General features: G+C 60.7%; 19 protein-coding genes and 1 tRNA gene. 4 read left to right on the top strand and 16 right to left on the bottom strand.

Annotation, left to right across the window (positions count from 1 at the left end; genetic code table 11):
- Position 1: 1 nt before the first annotated feature.
- The 8 genes from deoC to FHT75_RS14720 form a co-directional block, all read right to left on the bottom strand.
- On the bottom strand, positions 2–778 hold the full coding sequence (gene deoC, locus FHT75_RS14685) for a deoxyribose-phosphate aldolase (RefSeq protein WP_047617458.1): 777 nt from the start codon (positions 776–778) through the stop codon (positions 2–4).
- A 114-nt stretch (positions 779–892) separates the two neighbouring features.
- Positions 893–1,693, bottom strand: coding sequence for a purine-nucleoside phosphorylase (locus FHT75_RS14690; RefSeq protein ID WP_028757712.1), 801 nt, complete (start codon positions 1,691–1,693; stop codon positions 893–895).
- Positions 1,690–2,079, bottom strand: a complete 390-nt coding sequence (locus tag FHT75_RS14695) for a cytidine deaminase (protein ID WP_028757711.1) — start codon at positions 2,077–2,079, stop codon at positions 1,690–1,692. Before FHT75_RS14695 ends, FHT75_RS14690 begins: the two co-directional genes overlap by 4 nt.
- Before the next feature lies 1 nt (position 2,080).
- Entirely contained in the window at positions 2,081–3,052 is a 972-nt protein-coding gene (locus tag FHT75_RS14700) for an ABC transporter permease (RefSeq protein WP_048338271.1), read from the bottom strand.
- 10 nt (positions 3,053–3,062) lie between these two features.
- Positions 3,063–4,166 (bottom strand): ABC transporter permease, encoded by a 1,104-nt coding sequence (locus FHT75_RS14705; protein ID WP_047617449.1) that lies wholly within the window; start codon positions 4,164–4,166, stop codon positions 3,063–3,065.
- A gap of 7 nt (positions 4,167–4,173) precedes the next feature.
- Positions 4,174–5,685: an ABC transporter ATP-binding protein gene (locus tag FHT75_RS14710; protein ID WP_048338302.1), complete on the bottom strand. Its 1,512-nt coding sequence runs from the start codon at positions 5,683–5,685 to the stop codon at positions 4,174–4,176.
- A gap of 88 nt (positions 5,686–5,773) precedes the next feature.
- On the bottom strand, positions 5,774–6,766 hold the full coding sequence (locus tag FHT75_RS14715; RefSeq protein ID WP_003544460.1) for a BMP family protein: 993 nt from the start codon (positions 6,764–6,766) through the stop codon (positions 5,774–5,776).
- A gap of 317 nt (positions 6,767–7,083) precedes the next feature.
- Positions 7,084–7,401, bottom strand: a complete 318-nt coding sequence (locus FHT75_RS14720) for a hypothetical protein (protein ID WP_028759164.1) — start codon at positions 7,399–7,401, stop codon at positions 7,084–7,086.
- A gap of 228 nt (positions 7,402–7,629) precedes the next feature.
- On the opposite strand from FHT75_RS14720, the gene FHT75_RS14725 reads away from it, so the two are divergent.
- Positions 7,630–7,719 (top strand) — tRNA-Ser (locus FHT75_RS14725).
- A gap of 93 nt (positions 7,720–7,812) precedes the next feature.
- Here FHT75_RS14725 and FHT75_RS14730 read toward each other — a convergent pair.
- Positions 7,813–8,289, bottom strand: a complete 477-nt coding sequence (locus FHT75_RS14730) for an Lrp/AsnC family transcriptional regulator (protein ID WP_028758183.1) — start codon at positions 8,287–8,289, stop codon at positions 7,813–7,815.
- 41 nt (positions 8,290–8,330) lie between these two features.
- Here FHT75_RS14730 and FHT75_RS14735 point away from each other — a divergent pair, with 41 nt between their 5' ends.
- The 3 genes from FHT75_RS14735 (at position 8,331) to FHT75_RS14745 (ending at position 10,040) form a co-directional block, all read left to right on the top strand.
- Complete coding sequence (locus FHT75_RS14735; RefSeq protein ID WP_063473511.1) at positions 8,331–8,951, top strand: RBBP9/YdeN family alpha/beta hydrolase; 621 nt, start codon at positions 8,331–8,333, stop codon at positions 8,949–8,951.
- A 246-nt stretch (positions 8,952–9,197) separates the two neighbouring features.
- A complete protein-coding gene (locus tag FHT75_RS14740; protein ID WP_028758181.1) occupies positions 9,198–9,407 on the top strand; it encodes a KTSC domain-containing protein in 210 nt (69 codons plus the stop codon).
- Positions 9,408–9,800: 393 nt separating this feature from the next.
- Positions 9,801–10,040: a CrpP-related protein gene (locus tag FHT75_RS14745; RefSeq protein WP_028758180.1), complete on the top strand. Its 240-nt coding sequence runs from the start codon at positions 9,801–9,803 to the stop codon at positions 10,038–10,040.
- On the opposite strand, the gene pncB is transcribed toward FHT75_RS14745, so the two are convergent.
- From pncB to FHT75_RS14780, 7 genes are all read right to left on the bottom strand, one after another.
- On the bottom strand, positions 10,022–11,326 hold the full coding sequence (pncB, locus tag FHT75_RS14750) for a nicotinate phosphoribosyltransferase (RefSeq protein WP_063473512.1): 1,305 nt from the start codon (positions 11,324–11,326) through the stop codon (positions 10,022–10,024). The genes FHT75_RS14745 and pncB overlap by 19 nt on opposite strands.
- 186 nt (positions 11,327–11,512) lie before the next feature.
- Positions 11,513–11,875, bottom strand: coding sequence for a hypothetical protein (locus FHT75_RS14755; protein WP_047617436.1), 363 nt, complete (start codon positions 11,873–11,875; stop codon positions 11,513–11,515).
- A 92-nt stretch (positions 11,876–11,967) separates the two neighbouring features.
- The gene (locus FHT75_RS14760) at positions 11,968–12,927 is read right to left on the bottom strand and encodes a 2-hydroxyacid dehydrogenase (protein WP_063473513.1); all 960 of its coding nucleotides are present in this window, start codon (positions 12,925–12,927) and stop codon (positions 11,968–11,970) included.
- Between the two features lie 8 nt (positions 12,928–12,935).
- Positions 12,936–14,573 (bottom strand): ABC transporter ATP-binding protein, encoded by a 1,638-nt coding sequence (locus FHT75_RS14765; protein WP_028758176.1) that lies wholly within the window; start codon positions 14,571–14,573, stop codon positions 12,936–12,938.
- Positions 14,570–15,718: an ABC transporter permease gene (locus FHT75_RS14770; protein WP_048338287.1), complete on the bottom strand. Its 1,149-nt coding sequence runs from the start codon at positions 15,716–15,718 to the stop codon at positions 14,570–14,572. The genes FHT75_RS14765 and FHT75_RS14770 overlap by 4 nt, the downstream gene beginning before the upstream one ends.
- Entirely contained in the window at positions 15,718–16,806 is a 1,089-nt protein-coding gene (locus FHT75_RS14775; protein ID WP_047617429.1) for a microcin C ABC transporter permease YejB, read from the bottom strand. The genes FHT75_RS14770 and FHT75_RS14775 overlap by 1 nt, the downstream gene beginning before the upstream one ends.
- A 150-nt stretch (positions 16,807–16,956) precedes the next feature.
- Positions 16,957–18,786, bottom strand: a complete 1,830-nt coding sequence (locus tag FHT75_RS14780; RefSeq protein WP_028756920.1) for an extracellular solute-binding protein — start codon at positions 18,784–18,786, stop codon at positions 16,957–16,959.
- Between the last annotated feature and the right edge of the window lie 19 nt (positions 18,787–18,805).

Consider the following 18,805-nt stretch of genomic DNA (forward strand, 5'->3'; position numbering starts at 1 on the left):
TTCAATAACTCGACGCCGCAACAGAGGCCGATTGGATTCCGCTCAGAACCGCCAGGATATCGTCGAGCAGATCGGAAGCGCCGAAGCGGAATGTCGACGGCATCGCCCAATCCGGTGTCATGATGGTTTCGGCAAGGCTCAGATAGAGTGCGGCATCGGCCACCGAGCCGATGCCGCCGGCCGGCTTGAAGCCGACCTTGCGGCCGCTTTCGCGAATAGTGCGGATCATGATGTCGGCGGCTTCGAGCGTCGCGTTGACGGCAACCTTGCCGGTGGATGTCTTGATGAAATCGGCGCCGGCTTCGATGGCGAGTTCGGAGGCGCGGCGGATCAATGCCGCATCCTTCAGCTCGCCGGTCTCGATGATGACCTTCAGCAGAACGGGGTTGGCGCATTCGGCGCGCACGGCCTTGACCATGTCGGTCACCGCCTTCTCGTTGCCGGCGAGCAGCTTGCGGTAGGGAATGACCAGATCGATCTCATCGGCGCCATCGGCAATCGCCTCGCGTGCTTCGGCGGCGACATCGGCCACTTCCATATCGCCGAAGGGGAGGTTGACGGCGGTCGCGATACGCACGGCATGCCCGGTGCCGAGGATATTGCGGGCCTGGGCGACAAACCGCGGCCAGATACAGATTGCAGCGCTGTTGCCGTAGGGCGTCTGCGCGCGGGCGCAGAGCGCGTCGATCTGCGCCTCGGTGCAATCATCCTTCAAATTGGTGAGATCGAGGAGAGAAAGGGCGACCGCCGCCGTTTCCCGGTTGGAATGGCTATTCATCTTCGCTTCCTCTCGAGCATGATGCCGAAAAGTGTGAGCGGTTTTCTCATGACATCATGCTCTAACTCTATGATGTAGAACAGGATTCAGATTTTAGGCCGACCCGGCCTAAAATCATCCTGTTCTAGCGGCAATCATGTCTTTCAGTATGGCGGCGAGACGGGCGCCGCCGACGGGCGCCATGTCCTTGGTTTCCTCATGGCTGAGCTCATTGCCGGTCATGCCTGCCCCATAGTTGGTGATAACGGAGGCGGCGGCAACCCTCAGGCCCAGCATTCTTGCGATGATCACCTCGGGCACCGTCGACATGCCGACGGCATCGGCACCGAGGATGCGCGCCATGCGGATTTCGGCCGGCGTTTCGAAGCTGGGACCGGAGAACCACATGTAGACACCCTGCGCCAGGTCGATTTTAAGCTTTGCCGCCGCCCTTTGCATCGCCGCGGCAAGGCCGGCATCATAGGCATTGGTCATGCCGACGAAGCGCTGATCGCTTTCCTCGCCGATCAGCGGGTTCATGCCGGAATAGTTGATATGGTCGGTGATCTGCATCACCGAACCGGGCGGCAGGTCGTCACGCAACGATCCGGCCGAATTGGTCAGGATCAGCACTTCGACGCCGAGCGCCTTCAGCACCTCGATCGGCAGGCGCATGGCGTTGGCATCGCCCTTCTCGTAATAATGCACGCGGCCGGAGAGCATGATGACAGGCACACCGCCGAGGCGGCCGGCGACGACTTCGCCTGCGTGGCCGGAGACGGCGCTGACGGGAAAGCCCGGCAGGTCGCGATAGGGAACACGCACGGCGCCGTCGAGCTCACCGACGAGAGAGCCGAGACCGGAGCCGAGCACGATGCCGTGGCGCGGCTTGATCCCACCAAGCAATGCAGCGAGCAGGCTGACCGTCGCCTTCATCCGAGTTCGGTCTCGAAGCTGAAGGGAAGAAGCTCTTCCATCGTCATCGTCTTCTTCACGCCCGCCTCATCGCAGAGGTAGATCCTCGTCTCCTTCGAGGCGAATTCCGAGATCTTCTGGCGGCAGCCGCCACAGGGCGGGCAGAGCGGCAGTTTTTCGGCTATGACCGCCATTTCGACGATCTTCTTCGCGCCGCCCATGATCATGGCGCCGATCGCCGTCGGCTCGGCGCACCATCCTTGCGGAAAGGAGAGGTTTTCGATGTTGGCGCCGGTATAGACCTTGCCGTCCTCGGCGCGGATCGCCGCGCCGACCGGGAATTTCGAATAGGGCGCATGGGCAAAGGCCATGGCGCCGCGGGCGGCTTCGAACAGATCGTGAGACATATCAACGCTCCTTCGTATAGGGCACGCCACCTGCCTTCGGCGGAGTCGCGACACCGATAAAGCCGGCAAGCAGGACGCAGGTCAGGACATAGGGCAGCGCCTGGAAGACCTGAACCGGCACCTCCCCGATCAGCGGCACCTGCTTTCCCTGCATGAAATTTGCCAGCGCATCGAGGAAGCCGAAAAGCAGGCAGGCAAACATGACCGGCACCGGCTTCCACTTGGCGAAGACCAGAGCAGCGAGCGCAATGTAGCCCTTGCCGGCCGACATGTCCTTGATGAAGGCGGCGGACTGGGCGATTGCCAGATAGGTGCCGGCAAAGCCGCAGAGAATGCCGGCACACATGACGGCGCGGTACCGCAGCCAGGCGACCGAGATACCAGCCGTATCGACCGCACCCGGGTTTTCGCCGACGGCGCGGAGCCTGAGGCCGAAACGCGTGCGGTAAAGCACCCACCAGGAGAAGGGCACGGCAAGAAAGGCGAGGTAGGTGAGGATATTGTTGCCAGAAATGACATTGGCATAGATCGGGCCGATGATCGGTATGTCGCGCGCGGCATCGGCGCCCGGCAGGATGATCGGCGCGAAGCGCGAATCCGGCGACAGCTGCGGCGTGCGGCCGCCCTGGCCGAACCAGGCTTGGCCGAGCACGATGGTGATGCCGGCGATGAAGAAGTTGATCGCGACACCGGAGACGATCTGGTTGCCGCGGTTGGTGATCGAGGCAAAGCCATGCACCAGGCTCAGCGCCACCGAGCAGATAACGCCGGCGCCGAGCCCAAGCCAGGCCGAATCGGTGAGATAGGCAACGCAGGCGGCGGCAAAGGCCGAGCCCAACATCTTGCCCTCGAGGCCGATATCGAAGATACCGGCGCGCTCCGAAAACAGACCGGCAAGAGCGGTGAAGATCAGCGGGATCGACAGGCGGATGGTCGAGCTCAGGACGCTGATGAATATGTCGTAATAATCCATCGCCCGCTCCTTAACCGCGCTTGAACTGTTGGTAGAGACGCACCATCGCCGGTCGGAACATATATTCCAGCGCGCCGGCGAAAAGGATCACCAGACCCTGGATGACGAGGATCATCTCGCGGGTGATATTCGGCATTTCGAAGGAGATCCAGTCGCCGCCCTGGTAGAGGATGCCGAAGAGAATCGCTGCCATGATGATGCCGAGCGGATGGTTGCGGCCCATCAGCGAGACCGCGATGCCGACGAAGCCGGCACCGCCGACGAATTCCACCTGCAGGCGGGCCGACGAGCCCATGACGGGGTTCAACGCCATCATGCCGGCGAGCGCGCCGGACAGCAGCATGGCGATGATGACCGTGCGGGCATAGGGGATACCCGCATAGGCCGCAGCCGTCGGGCTGACGCCCAGCGTGCGCATCTCGAAACCGAGCTTGGTGCGCCAGACGAGCAGCCAGACGAGATAGCTGACGACGAGCGCAATGATGAAGGAGACATTGAACGGGGCAGCCCCCAGCTTGGCGCCGAACAGCTGCATGACCCAGCCGAGCTTCGGCAACTGGCCGCCGTCGAGGAAGGTCCGGGTTTCCGGCGCCATTTTGCCCGGCACGATCAGCACATGCACCAGGAGGTATACCATCAGTGCGGCGCCGATATAGTTGAACATGATCGTCGTGATGACGATGTGGCTGCCGCGTTTTGCCTGCAGGAAGGCCGGAATGAAGGCCCAGGCTGCGCCAAACAGGCCGGCGCCGACGACCGCGATCGGCATCGTCACATACCATGGCACGTAACGATCGAGCGAAAGCGCCACCAGCGCGCAGCCGAGGCCACCGATATAGGCCTGGCCTTCGGAACCGATGTTGAAAAGGCCGGCGTGGATCGCCACCGCGACGGAGAGGCCGGTGAAGATGAAGCTCGTCGCATAATACAGCGTGAAGCCGATGCCTTCGCCATTGCCGAGCGCGCCCTGGATCAGCAGCGACAGCGCATCGAGCGGGCTCTCACCGATCAGCCAGACGACGAAGCCGGAGATCAGGAAGGCGACGATAAGGTTCAAAAGCGGGATGAGGCCGTAGTTGATCCAGTTTGGTAGCGGAACGGAAGCTGTGCTCATAAAGGCCTCACGCGGCAATGCCGGCCATCATCAGGCCGAGGGTCTGTTCACCGGCATCGGGCGTCTTCTCGCCGACGACATGGCCGGCAAACATGACAAGGATACGGTCCGAAAGGGCGCGGATTTCATCAAGTTCGACGGAGACGAGCAGGATCGCCTTGCCCGCGTCGCGCATTTCGATGATCCGGCGGTGGATGAATTCGATGGCGCCGATATCGACGCCGCGTGTCGGCTGGCCGATGATCAGCATCTTCGGATCGCGTTCGATCTCACGGGCAACAACGATCTTCTGCTGGTTGCCGCCGGAGAAATTCGCCGTCTTCAGACGCGGGTTCGGCGGGCGGATGTCGTATTTCTCGATCTTCTCCATCGCATCCTTGCGGATCGCTTCAAGATCGAGCAGCGGACCTTTGCTGTAACCCGGGCGGCGATGGTAGCCGAGTACGGAATTTTCGTACTCCTCGAATTTCAGCACCAGGCCCATATGGTGGCGGTCCTCGGGGATATGAGCGAGGCCGAGGTCGCGCAGGCGGGCGGGATCGGCCTTGTCGATCGTCTTGCCGTCGAGAAGGATTTCGCCGGAGGTCGGCTTGCGGATGCCGGCAATCGCCTCCAGCAGTTCGGACTGGCCATTGCCGGCGACACCGGCGATGCCGACGATTTCGCCGGCGCGCACGTCGAAGGAGACGTTGTCGACCATGGTGACGCCGCGATTGTCCTTGACCGTCAGGTTGCGGACGGACAGGACGGCGGCTCCCGGGTTCGCCTCGCCCTTCTGCACGCGCAGCAGCACGCGGCGGCCGACCATCAGCTCGGCGAGTTCTTCCACCGTCGTCTCCGCCGTCTTGCGGGTGGCGACCATTTCGCCGCGGCGCATGACCGAGACCGTGTCGGTGATCGCCATGATCTCGCGCAGCTTGTGGGTGATGAGGATGATCGTCTTGCCCTGGTCGCGCAGCACTTTGAGGATGCGGAAAAGATGATCGGCTTCCGCCGGCGTCAGCACGCCGGTGGGCTCGTCGAGGATCAGGATCTCGGCGCCGCGATACATGGCTTTCAGGATTTCGACACGCTGCTGCAGGCCGACAGGAAGCTCTTCGATCAGCGCATCGGGATCGACCTCCAGGCCATATTCCGTTTCCAGCCGCTTGAGCTCGGCCCGGGCCGACGCGACGCCTCTGGCCAACAGCATGCCGCCTTCGGCGCCGAGCATGATGTTTTCGAGCACCGTAAAATTATCGACCAGCATGAAATGCTGGTGCACCATGCCGATGCCGGTGGCGATCGCCGCCTGGCTGTCGCGGATGGTGACGGGATTGCCGTTGACGCGGATCTCGCCGCTGTCGGCATGGTAGAAACCGTAGATGATCGACATCAGGGTCGATTTGCCGGCGCCGTTTTCGCCGATGATGCCGTGGATCGTCCCCTTGGCAACGGTGAGGTTGATGTCCTTGTTGGCGTGGACGGCACCGAACTTCTTGTCGATGCCGACAAGCTCGATAGCGGGCTTATCTGTCACTGCAGGCTCCAAATAAGAAAAGGGCGTATGGCGAAAATCCCCTCCGCCATACGCCCGATCTCAATCGTCGATCACATTCGGGCGCGGATCACTTCGGGCAAGCGTTGTCCGAGGTGTAATCGTGAACCTTGACGGTTCCCGCGATGATGTCGGCCTTGGCCTTGTCGACGGCAGCCTGCATTTCCGGCGTGATCAGCGACTTGTTATGCTCGTCGATCGCAGCGCCGACACCGTCTTCCTTGACGCCGAGCGCCTGAACGCCGCCGGTGAACTTGTCGTTCTTGGTGTCGTTGTAGGCATTGTAGACGGCGAGGTCGACACGCTTGACCATCGAGGTCAGGACCGAGCCCGGATGCAGGTAGTTCTGGTTGGAGTCGACGCCGATCGACAGCTTCTTGTTGTCGGCCGCAGTCTGCAGAACGCCGAGACCGGTGGCACCGGCTGCCGCATAGACGACGTCAGCGCCCTGGTCGATCTGGTTCTTGGTGAGTTCGCCGCCGCGGACCGGGTCGTTCCAGGCAGCGCCCGTCGTGCCGGTCATGTTCTGGAAGACTTCGATATCGGCCTTGACGGAGCGTGCGCCCTGCTCGTAGCCGCATTCGAACTTGCGGATCAGCGGAATATCCATGCCGCCGACGAAGCCGACCTTGCCTGACTTCGACGCCATGCCGGCGAGAACGCCGACGAGGTAGGAGCCTTCTTCTTCCTTGTAGACAACCGAGCGGACGTTCGGCTTGTCGACGACGGAGTCAACGATGATGAACTTGGTGTCCGGGAATTCGGCTGCAACCTTCTCGATGGCCGACGTCCAGGCGAAGGAAACGGCAACCACCGGATTGAAGCCGCGGCTTGCGAAGTTGCGGATGGCCTGCTCGCCCTGGGTGTCGCCCGTCGGCTCGAAATCGCGATAGGCAATGCCGGTCTCGGCCTTGAACTTCTCGGCACCGTTGTAGGCCGCCTCGTTGAAGGACTTATCGAACTTCCCGCCGGTGCCGTAAACCAGCGCCGGCTTGACATCGGCGGCAAGCGCCGTCGTCGACATGGCAGCCACGGCAAAGAGAGTGAGAAGGGATTTTTTCATTGTGCAGCCCTGTTGTTGCTATTCGTTAGGGGTCCTCCCGCAAGCCCTTTCCGGGCATGTCTGCGGAACCACCGACCTCCCCCCGGAGGCCTGGCTGCGCGCATCCTTGCATGGCTCACGGAAAAATTCACCAGAAATTTTTCAGCTGGTAAAGATTTGCAACAATTGCCGAAAATCCGCTCTTCGGGGCTGATTTTTGGACATTCTTTCCGTCAGGATGCAGATTTTCTAGCCAATCCGGTGGCAAATATCGAGGCTGTAGAGGGCCGATGCCCATGCGGATTTCTCGCCGGATGGTGCGGGCGAAACCGCCTTTTCTATGCGGTGAAGCGACCGGCGATAGGCGGCTTCTTGTAGCCGATCATCCACAGAAGCAGTGCGATTACCAGGAAAACGGCAAAGGCCGGCTGGAGCATCAGCCACTGGAAGATGAAGGTATAGAAACGCGGGTGGACATAATAGGAAAGGGCCGCTTGCAGCGACGTCAGTGTGGTCGGGCTCACATCCTCCCAGGCATCGGAGATCGGCGTCATCACCACGGAGGAGGCCGCAACCGATTGGATCGAATCGATGGTCCCGGCAATAACGGCCGCCGCAAGCGCGACAAGACTCGCCAGACGCAACAGGAAACGCATCAATTCCTCCGACGCTCGATATGCCGGACAATTCCGGCCGGCCGCGCCATTCTCCACCTCGGAGAATTACATAGTCATCGATGAGGTGAAGCACAATGGACGGGCCGCGGCGAGTTTTATCGAAAGAAGTCAAAAAACTGTTAGATTTCGGTTGATCGGCGAAAATTCATCGGTATATATCGCGCCGTTCCGACGATTTGCTCCTATCCGGGCGCGAACGCCAAAAAAGGACAGGTGGCCGAGTGGTTTAAGGCGCACGCCTGGAACGCGTGTGTACGTGAAAGCGTACCGTGGGTTCGAATCCCACCCTGTCCGCCATATCCTCGTTTCTCAATATAGATTTCAAACCATATCGCGAGCGGGATGCGGCAGCGTTTTTGGCGGCGCGCTTCACTGGTCGTCCACATATTCTCAAACGCGCTGCAGCAGGGCGCGTCCAATCGGCTTCGGATTCTCGCCGCGCAACACCAGGGATGTCGTCACGGCCCCAAAACGCGCGATCGTGTCAACGATCGTTTCCAGCTCTCCTGGCGACGGAACCAGCACCTTCAAGAGAAAGCAGTCCTCTCCGGTCAGGCGCAATACTTCCATGACTTGCGGCATCTCGGCGAACTGTTTCAGACAGGGTTTGATATGCTCATGCGTCGTGCGCAGGCGAAGCACAGCCGTCATTCCAATTCCCAGAGCGGCAGGGTCGATACGAGCGGAGTAACCGGTAATGATGCCGCGGTCTTCCAGTCGTTTGACCCGTTCCGATGCCGCCGGCTGAGAGAGCCCGACCCGTCGGCCGAGTTCGGAAATCGCAATGCGGCCGTTTTCCTGCATCGCTTCAATAATGGCGATATCGGTTGGGTCGAGCAAAACCCGATTGTTTTCCTGAAAAGCCATGGGATCACCTTGAAATCATCGGAGAGCGGCGCGGTTTTCCGATGATCATTCATTCCGAAGCAAATGAAAATGCATCATTTTCACCTGCACGGATGATCAGAGGAAAAGACATGAGGGACATCATTATATTGCCGGGGATTGGCGGTTCGGGCGAGGCTCATTGGCAAACGCACTGGGAAAGGTCGAACCCCAAAATGCGGCGTTTTCGACCGGCCGATTGGGAAAAGCCCGACTTAGCGGACTGGATTTCAGCCCTGGAGCGCGCCGTCGGCGCATCGGCAACCCCTCCCCTGCTCGTCGCTCATAGCCTTGCCTGTCTGCTGGTCGCTCATTGGCAGCAGATTTCCTCACTTGCCGTTGCCGGAGCGTTTCTTGTAGCGGTCCCCGATCCGCAGTCCGTATCATTCCCTGAGGAGGCCGCCGGATTCGCAGATCCGCCATTGCAACGAATGCGCTTTCCCACTCTGATTATCGCAAGCGCCGATGATCCCTTCGGCACGCCAGGCTATGCCCGTGCACGAGCCGATCTGTGGGGCAGCGGCCTTGTCGAGATCGGCCCTTTCGGCCATATCAACGGGCAAAGCGGCCTTGAGGATTGGGGCCCGGGAAGGGCTCTGCTGACGGCGTTCTCCGCCGGATTGGCAAAATCTGATCGGGCTTGATCTTGTTTCCGGCTTCACGGATCAAATGACTGACACAGGCCTTTGCGTGTGCGGGACGCGGGCGAGAGAGGGCAACGAAGTACACCGCTCACAAGCGTGCGTTCGAGGCTTTCGAACCCGGCGCTGCGATGGTGCTGCGGGTTTCAAACGTCGAAAGATTCCTGATTTTTTACCATGCGAGTTCACCGCGTCTTTGCACGTTTGGGTTTACCGTCTGCCAAATTTAAAAAAACAGAGGTAAAACAGGTGGAAGAACTTTCGGTAAAGTCGAAGATCATCAAATCCGTCTATTTCAGCCAGGATGACGGGCGGCTCAGGATTTGTTTCAAGAATGGCGAGGAACGTCTGTTCGAAGGCGTGCCCTCCTCCGAAGCCCATGCGATGACGGCAGCGCCGTCTCCCGGCCACTACTATCTCGACCGGATCAGAACCCGGTTTCGCAGATTGGCGGCCTGAAACCCCGAGGAATGCCGCGAGCCTACGTTGCAGGATTGCGTAGGATCGGGACGAGGCCGGTGGATATTAACCTGTCGTTAGCCATTGATGTCATCTGGGTTGGATCACGCCTGCCGGAAAGCGGCAGTTTGTCGGCGCTGCCGGCTGGTTCAAGGTCGGCAAGCCGGGAGGCTCGGCGGCGGACCCCAGCCAGGAAGCCGAGCCTCCCCGTCACTAGGCGTTCATGGAGCGCAAGCCGAGCGTTGTCACGCTCGGCCAGTTCGGGCTCCGCCATCCCTGGATTACCGCATTGGGGCTAATCCTGTGAAAAACCCAAATCATCGCATCAGGACTCGACAATGCTTTATTAGCATGATTGCATAAATGCATCGGATGAAGACCCGGGGGGTAATGATGTTCGAGAATCTGCTTGAGATGCAGGAGCGTGGCGCACGGGACCGTGCACGTGGCCGCAGCCTGGCCGACAATCCGATGTCGAAGCCGGATATCCTGCCGATCACCGATTTTCAGGAATGGTACTCGATGTTCGACGCCTGGCGCTTCGGTTGGTCGATCGAGGATGCGATGTCGGGGCATACCAATGCGCCACGGGATGGCGGCACCTCGTCCCGGAGCTATACGAGAACGGTCTGATCGACCCTGTCTTCGGCGCCGAAGAATTTCAGGTAGCGTTCGACCTCTGCCGGTTCGCCCGTCGCCTTCTGCGGGTTGTCGGAGAGCTTCACCGCCGGACGGCCATTGGCGTCACTGACCTTGCAGACGACGGAGATCGGGTTGAGGCCGGAGATTTCGATCGGCGCGCAGCCGGAAAAATCGTTCGTCAGATTCGTGCCCCAGCCGAAGCTCATGCGCACACGGCCTTCGAAATGCCGGTAGGTATCGATGATGGCATCGACATCGAGGCCATCGGAGAAGATCAGCAGCTTCTGGCGTGGATCACGGCCCATCTTCTTCCACCAGTCGATGATCTTCTCGCCGCCTTCGATCGGCGGAGCACTGTCCGGGCGGAAGCCGGTCCAATCGGCGACCCATTCCGGCGCGTCGCGCAGGAAGGCGGCAGTGCCGAAGGCATCCGGCAGGACGATCAGAAGATTGCCGCCATAGAGTTTGTTCCAGTCGCGCAGGATCTTGTAGGGCGCGTTGCGCAGTTGCTCATCGGTTTGGGCAAGGGCGGCGGCCACCATCGGCAGCTCGTGGGCATTGGTGCCGACGGCCTCGAGATCGGAATCCATAGCCAGCAATACGTTGCTGGTGCCGGCAAAGGCCGGGCCGATGCCTTCCTTCAGCGCTTCGACGCACCAGCGCTGCCAGAGGAAACTGTGACGGCGGCGGGTGCCGAAATCGGAGATGCGTAGGCCCGGCAGTTCCTTCAACCGCTCGACCTTCGACCACATCTTCGCTTTGGCCCGGGCATAGAGCACATCGAGGGTGAAGGGGCCGAGCGCCTTCATCGCCGAGCGTGAGCGCAGCTCGTTGACGATGGCGAGCGCCGGGATCTCCCACATGGTCGTTTCCCTCCACGGCCCGTGGAAATCCAGAACATATTGCCCGTCCTTCTTCGACAGCTCGTATTCGGGAAGTTGGAAATTGGAAAGCCAGGCAAGGAATTCCGGCTCGAAGATCTGGGCGCGGCCGTAGAAGCTGTTACCCGCAAGCCAGATCATCTCCTTTTTCGAGAGTCGCAACGTGCGGGCGTGATCGAGCTGTTCGCGCAATTCACCCTCGTCGATCTCCTCGGCAAGATGCACGCGCTTGGTGCGGTTGATGAGGGTGAAGGAGGCGTTCACGTCCGGATAGAGCTTCCAGATCATCTGCAGCATCAGCAGCTTATAGAAATCGGTATCGATCAGGCTGCGGATGATCGGATCAAGTTTCCAAGCGTGATTGTAAACGCGTCTTGCGATATCCGTCTTGGCCATGAAATTCCCGCCCCTGTCCACTCCGGTCAGGCGCTGCCAAATTCCCGGGTCGTGCCACGTTCCCGGCCGGCGCACGAAACCGGCTCGTGCGCCTTCTTATCGAAAAATCAGCAGACAAAGTCCAGATAAAACAATAGGCACCCCGCAGCCTGCACGGCGGCGGGATGCGAGCGCGCATCCTCACGCTTATTGGGCAGGTGCGGCGGGTTGGGCCGGTGCCGCAGGCGCGACACCAGGGGCGGCCGGCGTCGTGTTCTGAGTCTCGGTCGGAACCGCAGTGCCGTTCTGAAGGCTCGGCGCTGGCGCGGTGCCCGACTGTTGCGACTGCAACTGCTGGCCCGGCTGCTGCGGCGCCACGTCGTTTGCCTCGCGCTGGCCCCAGATCTCGACCGGTATCCAGACCACGAAAGCGAGCACCAGAGCCGCGAGCAGCACCAGCAGGATGCGATAGCCCGTGCGGCCCTGCCTGGCCTTTGCTGGCGGGATCTGCTCTTCCTTGTGAAGCTTGCCATCGGACTTTTCCCAGCGTGTTTCCGTCTGATGCGCCATGATCGTCTCCTTCGGCTGTCTTGACGGACCGATCCGGCCGTCAAGAACTCGAAGGAGAAAACGGGTTGCCGTCTGGAAGGTTCCGCGCGGCTCTAATAGCCGACGGCGCGGTCGACCACGAATTGCAGCGGCTCGCCGCGCTCGAAACGGGCGATCTGGGTCTCGACATGGCGAAACAGCGCATTTTCTTCGGAGACGGCCGCGTCATGCGGCGTGATGAAGACGTTCTGCAATTCCCATAAGGGGTTGTCGGCGGTGAGCGGCTCCACCTCGAAGACATCCAGCGAAGCGCCGCCGAGGGTACCGTCACGAATGGCGGAAACGATATCGGCCTCGACATGACTCTTGCCGCGGCCGGCATTGATGAAAACCGGCTGCCCGAGCGCGCCGTTGCGGCGCAGCTTGGCAAACAGCCCTGCGTTATAGAAGCCGGAGGTTTCGGGCGTCAGCGGCAACAGACCGACGAGGATATCCGTCCTTGCGAGAAAACTATCCAATCCGCCGGCATCGAAGGTTTCGACACCATCGATCTGTTTGCGGCTGCGCGACCAGCCGATGACGTTGAAGCCCATCACTCTCAGCTTGGCGACCGCATCCTGCCCGAGAATGCCGAGGCCCATGACGCCGACCGTCACCTCCGCTGCCTCAGGCGCGATCAGCTTGGCCCATTCGCGCCGCCGCTGATGGCTGTCATGGGCGTATTGCCCGCGCAGATGCATCAGGCACTGCATGACCACCCATTCGCTCATGCGGGTCGTCAGACTGCGGTCGACGAAGCGGACGATCGGGATCTCGGGCAGGCCGGCCATGCCGATGATATGGTCGACGCCGGCACCGCCCGAGAAGATGACCTTGAGGTTCGGCGCCCGCGCAAAAAGGTCGGCATCCGGCTTCCAGAGAAGCGCGTATTCGACCGCGCGGAGATCGCGTGCCTGATTGGCCGGATCGGCGAGATTGATGCTGCCGCGATCGGCAAAGGCCGTCTTCAGCACGCGGACGACGCCTTCGGCATTGAACTTGATATCGACGAGAACAGGAGGACTTGCGGACATGATCTTCTTTATTGCTGCACAGCGGGCGTCGGCACCGCCTCGATGTTGAAAGCGGCGGCCATCAGCGCCCGGGTATAATCGTCCTTCGGCGCGCGGAAGATTTCCGCTGACGGCCCCTGTTCCACCACCTTGCCGAAACGCATGACGATGACATCGTTGGCGAGCGCCTTCACCACCTTGAGGTCGTGGCTGATGAAGAGATAGGCGAGATCGTGTTTCTTCTGCAGGTCGCGCAGGAGATCGACCACCTGGGCCTGGACACTCATATCGAGCGCGGAGGTCGGCTCGTCGAGCATGACGAAACGGGGCTTCAGCACCATGGCCCGGGCGATGGCGATGCGCTGGCGCTGGCCGCCGGAGAATTCGTGCGGATAACGCCAGCGGGTCAGGGGATCGAGACCCACCTCCTCCAGCGCCCAGCAGACACGCTGGTCGCGCTCCTCCGCGGTCAAGGAGCGCTCGTGCACCTTCAGCCCCTCGGCGACGATATCGCCAACCGACATGCGGGGGCTGAGCGAGCCATAGGGATCCTGAAAGACCACCTGCAACTGGTTGCGCAGCGGCCGCATCTCGCTGAATGAATAGCCGGCTATATCCGTGCCGACAAAGGCGATCCGTCCTTGCGAGGAAATCAGCCGGGTGAGCGCCAGGCCGAGCGTGGTCTTGCCGGAACCGGACTCGCCGACGACGCCGAGCGTCTGGCCGGCGCGCAGCGACAGATCGATGCCGTCGACCGCCTTCACATGATCGACGACGCGACGCATCAGCCCTGCTTTGATCGGGAACCAGACACGGATATCGGACCCTTCCATCACCACCGGCTTCGACGGATCGGCGAGCGGCGGCTCGCCGCGCGGTTCGGAAGCGAGAAGATGCCGGGTATATTCGTGCTTCGGGTTGGCGAAAACCTCCTCGACGGTTCCGGTTTCGACGATCCTGCCCTTGGTCATGACGCAGACGCGATCGGCGAATTTGCGGACAATGCCGAGATCATGGGTGATGAACAGCATCGACATGCCATGTACGGCCTTCAACTGCCGGAGCAATTCGAGGATCTGCGCCTGTACGGTGACGTCGAGCGCCGTGGTCGGTTCGTCGGCGATCAGCAGCTCCGGCCGGTTGGCGAGCGCCATGGCAATCATGACGCGCTGGCGCTGGCCGCCGGAGAGTTCGTGCGGATAGGCTTTCAACCGCTTCTCCGGCTCGCGGATTCCGACCTGATTCAGCAGTTCCAGCACACGCTGGCGCGCCGGCTCACCGGTGAGTCCCTGGTGCAGGGCAAGGATCTCGGCGATCTGCTTCTCGATCGTATGAAGCGGATTGAGCGAGGTCATCGGCTCCTGGAAGATCATGGTGATGTCGTTGCCGCGCACTTCCCGCAGCGCCCGCTCCGACGCCTTCAGAAGGTCCTTGCCCTTGAACAGGATTTCGCCGGAAGGATGGCTTGCCGAGGGATAGGGCAAAAGCCGCAGGATCGAGTTGGCCGAGACCGACTTGCCGGAGCCGGATTCGCCGACCAGCGCCACGACTTCGCCTTTGGCGATATCGAAGGAGATGTGATCGACGGCCAGCGAGGTCTCGCCGCCTTGATGAAAGGCAACCGAGAGATCGCGGACGGAAAGCAGCGGTTCTTTCATGTCACTCATTGGAACGTCTTCCTCGGATCGAAGGCATCGCGCACGGCTTCGCCGATGAAGATCAGCAGGGACAGCATGATCGACATGGCGAAGAAAGCCGTCAGTCCGAGCCACGGGGCCTGAAGGTTGGTCTTGCCCTGGGCGATCATCTCGCCGAGCGAGGGGGAGCCCGGCGGCATGCCGAAGCCGAGGAAATCGAGCGAGGTCAGCGTGGTGATCGAGCCGGAGAGGATGAAGGGCAGGAAGGTCAGCGTCGCCACCATGGCGTTCGGCAGCAGGTGGCGCCACATGATGGTGCGATTGTTGACGCCGAGGGCCCGGGCGGCGCGGACATATTCGAAATTGCGGGCCCGCAGGAATTCGGCGCGCACGATGCCGACGAAGCCGACCCAGGAGAAGAGCAGCATGATGCCGAGCAGCACGAAGAAGCCGGGCGGCAGGAGGGCCGCGATGATCAGCAGGATGTAAAGCACCGGCATCGACGACCAGATCTCGATGAAGCGCTGCAGCAGCAGATCGGTCCAGCCGCCGAAATAGCCCTGCACCGCACCCGCCGTCACGCCGATGATCGCCGAGCAGATGGTCAGCATCAGGCCAAAGAGCACCGATATGCGGAAACCGTAGATGACCCGCGCCAGCACGTCGCGCGCCTGGTCGTCGGTGCCGAGCCAGTTGAGATTGCCGAAGGTGCAATCGGGATCGTTCACGCCTTGCGGATAACCGGCGCAGCGCTCCTCCTTGGTCATCAGCCAGAACGGGGCGGTGGGTGCCGAATGGGGAATGTTGGAATTGACCGAGCGGTAGGAATAGCGGATCGGCGGCCAGATCATCCAGCCATTGGCATCGATCTCATCCGCAATCACCGAGGAACGGTAATCGGTTTCGGCGAGGAAGCCGCCGAACTTCTCCTCGGGATAGTCGACCAGCACGGGAAACAGGATCTCGCCCTTGTAGGAGGCGATGATCGGCCGGTCGTTGGCAATGAACTCGGCAAACAGGCTGAGGACGAACAGCACCAGGAACAGCCACAGCGACCAATAACCGCGGCCGTTTGCCCGGAAATTCTGCCAGCGGCGGATGTTGGTCGGCGACAGCAGGCCCTTGCGCGGCGGCTTGACAGGCGTGGTGACGGCAGGGTTTGCGGCGGCGTCCATCAGACATCCCTCCGCTCGAAATCGATGCGCGGATCGATCCAGGTGTAGATCAGGTCGGAAACCAGGCTGACGAAGAGGCCGAGCAGCGAGAAGATGTAGAGGGTGGCGAAGACGATCGGGTAATCCCGGTTGATGACCGAGAGATAGCCGAGACGGCCGAGGCCATCCAGCGAGAAGATGTTTTCGATCAGCAGCGAGCCGGTGAAGAAAGCGGAAATGAAGGCGCCGGGAAAACCGGCAATGATGATCAGCATGGCGTTGCGGAAGACATGGCCGTAGAGCACTTGGCGCTGGTTCAGGCCCTTGGCGCGGGCGGTGACGACATATTGCTTCTTGATCTCCTCGATGAAGGAATTCTTGGTCAGCAGCGTCGTCGTGGCAAAGGCGGACAGGGAAAGCGAGATCAACGGCAGGGTCAGGTGCCAGAAATAGTCGAGCGGCTTCTGCCACCAGGCCAGCTGGTCGAAATTATCGGAGACCAGGCCGCGCAGCGGAAACCAGTCGTAGAAGGAGCCGCCGGCAAAAAGCACGATCAGGAGAATGCCGAAGAGGAAGCTCGGCACGGCGTAGCCGACGACGATGACGCCCGATGTCCAGACATCGAAGGTCGATCCATCCTTGACCGCCTTGCGGATGCCGAGCGGAATGGAGATGGCATAGGAGAAGATCAGGATCCAGATGCCGAGCGAGATCGACACCGGCAGCTTCTCCTTGATGAGCTCGAGCACCGAGGTGTTGCGGAAGAAGCTCTCGCCGAAATCGAAGCGGATGTAGTTCCACATCATCTCGCCGAAACGGGTCAGCGGCGGCTTGTCGAAGCCGAACTGTTTTTCGAGCTTGGCGATCAGTTCCGGATCAAGCCCCTGGGCACCGCGATATTTTGAGCCTTCATCGCTGCCGGTGCCGCCGAGAAGATCGCCGCCGCCGGACAGTCGCTGGTCAGCACTATCGGCCTGACCGGTCAGTTGGGCGATCACCTGCTCGACGGGACCGCCTGGGGCGAACTGAATGACGATGAAGGATATCGCCATGATGCCGACAATGGTTGGAACCATCAAAAGCAGGCGGCGAAGGATATAGGCGCCCATCAGCCTTCAGCCTCCGGGAATGTTTTTCCTGTCTGCCCGCCGTCCACTCTAATGCCGCTCAATCCGCCAGCCTTCCCTTGCCGGCCCTGCCGGCTTGTCGTGATTCGCTCGTGCCATTTGGAGCCGAGGGCCCCTTCATTGCAAGCCCGCTCATTTTGCCGAGGTCGACCACCAGGCATCGGGGAAGCCAAGGCTGTAGGCCGGGAATTCGGCCGGATGCGTGACCGTGTTCCAATAGGCGATGTTATAGGTATCACGGTAGAACAGCGGGATGACGTAGTGATTTGCCAGCAATACGCGGTCCATGGCTTTGATCGCAGCAACCTGTTCATCGCGGTTCGGCGCGAAGATAATCATGCGAATGAGCTCATCGACCGCCGGGTTAGCAATACCGGCGTAGTTGCGAGAGCCCTGCTGGTTGACAGAGCCGGATCCCCAATAGTCGGCTTGCTCGTTGCCCGGGTTCATGGTCTCAGCCCAGACATTCCAGATCATATCATAGTCGAAGCTGCGTTCGCGGTTGACAGCTTGCGAGGCATCGACCGTCCGAACCCGCGCATCTATGCCGATTTTCTTGAGATTGCTGGCATAAGGCACCGCCCAGCGCTCCAACATCGGGCTCGACAACAGGATCTCGAAACTCATCGGCTGGCCGGTCTTGCTGTTGACCATGCGATTGCCCTTCAGCTCCCAGCCAGCGTCTTTCAGTAGCGCGATTGCCTTGCGGAGGTTGTCACGGCTCTTCTGCGGATCGCCGCCGACCGGATTGGTATAGGGCGTGGTGAAGATTTCTGCCGGCACCTTGTCCTTCATGCCCTGCAGAATTTCCAGTTCCCTGCCCTGCGGCAGGCCGGAAGAGGCAAGCTCGGTGTTCCAGAAATAGCTGTCGATGCGTTTGTAACTGTTGAAGGCGACAGTGCGGTTCAGTTCCTCGAAGTCGAACCCGTAGTTCAAGGCTTCGCGGACTCTGATGTCCTTGAAGAGGTCACGCCGCATATTGGGCACCAGCGCTTGCAGGATGCCGGTGGAGCGCAGCGGGTTTGCAACCTCCTCCTTCTTGACCCGTCCTTCCTTCACTGCGGGAAAATCATATCCCGTCGCCCAACGGGCAGCGGTGGTTTCCTGCCAATAGTCGCTGTTGCCGGCGCGAAAAGCTTCGAACTCGACGTCCCGATCACCGAAATAGGTGTAGATGACGTTGCGGAAATTGTTCTGGCCGACATTCACATTGAGGTCCTTGCCCCAATAGTCGCCACGCAGTTCATAACGGATTGTGGCGCCGGGCGAGAAGGAAGCGATCTTGTAAGGTCCGGACCCCATCACGGGTTCCAACGTCGTCCTGGTAATGTCGCGCGGTTTGCCGTCCGGTCCGGGCGCCTCCCACCAATGTTTCGGGACGACCATCAACTGGCCGAGAATGTTCGGCAGTTCGCGATTGTTCTTCTCATCGAAGATGAAGGTGACGTCGCGCTCGCCGGTTTTTTCCGCTTTGACAACGTGCTGGTAGTAATTGCCGGCAAGCGGGTTCAAATCCTTGGTCTTGTCCAGACTAAAGATGACGTCTTCGGGCGTTACCGGCTGACCATCGGCCCATTTCGCTTCCTTCCGCAGCCGAAAGGTCGCGCTCGACACGTCATCGGGAACGGAGAGGCCTTCGGCAAGCAGGCCGTAGGAGACGAGAAGTTCGTCATCGGCCGGCTTCAGCAACGTGTCGTAAACAAGCGACAGACCTACGGCTGTCTGGCCCTTTGCAAGCAGAGGATTGAAAGTGTCGAAGGCGCCGCTTGCGGAAAGACGGAGATCTCCACCTTTCGGCGCATCGGGATTGACGTAGTCGAAGTGCGCAAAGCCCGGTTTGTACTTCATCTGGCTGACGACCGAGCTTCCGATCTGAAACGGCTGGTCCTGGGCCGTTGCCGTCAGTGGCGCCACAGCAGCAAGCGACAGAAACAGACCGATCTTCGACCATAGAGCCGTCATTCACGCTTTCCCCTGTTTT

This window comes from Rhizobium sp. BK112, assembly GCF_014193215.1.
Classification (GTDB): domain Bacteria; phylum Pseudomonadota; class Alphaproteobacteria; order Rhizobiales; family Rhizobiaceae; genus Rhizobium; species Rhizobium anhuiense.

Excerpts from the sequence above, each read along its gene's own strand:
- deoC (WP_047617458.1), bottom strand. The coding sequence starts at position 778 with ATGAATAGCCATTCCAACCGGGAAACGGCGGCGGTCGCCCTTTCTCTC.
- FHT75_RS14690 (WP_028757712.1), bottom strand. The coding sequence starts at position 1,693 with ATGAAGGCGACGGTCAGCCTGCTCGCTGCATTGCTTGGTGGGATCAAG.
- FHT75_RS14695 (WP_028757711.1), bottom strand. The coding sequence starts at position 2,079 with ATGTCTCACGATCTGTTCGAAGCCGCCCGCGGCGCCATGGCCTTTGCC.
- FHT75_RS14700 (WP_048338271.1), bottom strand. The coding sequence starts at position 3,052 with ATGGATTATTACGACATATTCATCAGCGTCCTGAGCTCGACCATCCGC.
- FHT75_RS14705 (WP_047617449.1), bottom strand. The coding sequence starts at position 4,166 with ATGAGCACAGCTTCCGTTCCGCTACCAAACTGGATCAACTACGGCCTC.
- FHT75_RS14715 (WP_003544460.1), bottom strand. The coding sequence starts at position 6,766 with ATGAAAAAATCCCTTCTCACTCTCTTTGCCGTGGCTGCCATGTCGACG.
- FHT75_RS14720 (WP_028759164.1), bottom strand. The coding sequence starts at position 7,401 with ATGCGTTTCCTGTTGCGTCTGGCGAGTCTTGTCGCGCTTGCGGCGGCC.
- FHT75_RS14730 (WP_028758183.1), bottom strand. The coding sequence starts at position 8,289 with ATGGCTTTTCAGGAAAACAATCGGGTTTTGCTCGACCCAACCGATATC.
- FHT75_RS14735 (WP_063473511.1), top strand. The coding sequence starts at position 8,331 with ATGATCATTCATTCCGAAGCAAATGAAAATGCATCATTTTCACCTGCA.
- FHT75_RS14745 (WP_028758180.1), top strand. The coding sequence starts at position 9,801 with ATGTTCGAGAATCTGCTTGAGATGCAGGAGCGTGGCGCACGGGACCGT.
- pncB (WP_063473512.1), bottom strand. The coding sequence starts at position 11,326 with ATGGCCAAGACGGATATCGCAAGACGCGTTTACAATCACGCTTGGAAA.
- FHT75_RS14755 (WP_047617436.1), bottom strand. The coding sequence starts at position 11,875 with ATGGCGCATCAGACGGAAACACGCTGGGAAAAGTCCGATGGCAAGCTT.
- FHT75_RS14760 (WP_063473513.1), bottom strand. The coding sequence starts at position 12,927 with ATGTCCGCAAGTCCTCCTGTTCTCGTCGATATCAAGTTCAATGCCGAA.
- FHT75_RS14765 (WP_028758176.1), bottom strand. The coding sequence starts at position 14,573 with ATGAGTGACATGAAAGAACCGCTGCTTTCCGTCCGCGATCTCTCGGTT.
- FHT75_RS14770 (WP_048338287.1), bottom strand. The coding sequence starts at position 15,718 with ATGGACGCCGCCGCAAACCCTGCCGTCACCACGCCTGTCAAGCCGCCG.
- FHT75_RS14775 (WP_047617429.1), bottom strand. The coding sequence starts at position 16,806 with ATGGGCGCCTATATCCTTCGCCGCCTGCTTTTGATGGTTCCAACCATT.
- FHT75_RS14780 (WP_028756920.1), bottom strand. The coding sequence starts at position 18,786 with ATGACGGCTCTATGGTCGAAGATCGGTCTGTTTCTGTCGCTTGCTGCT.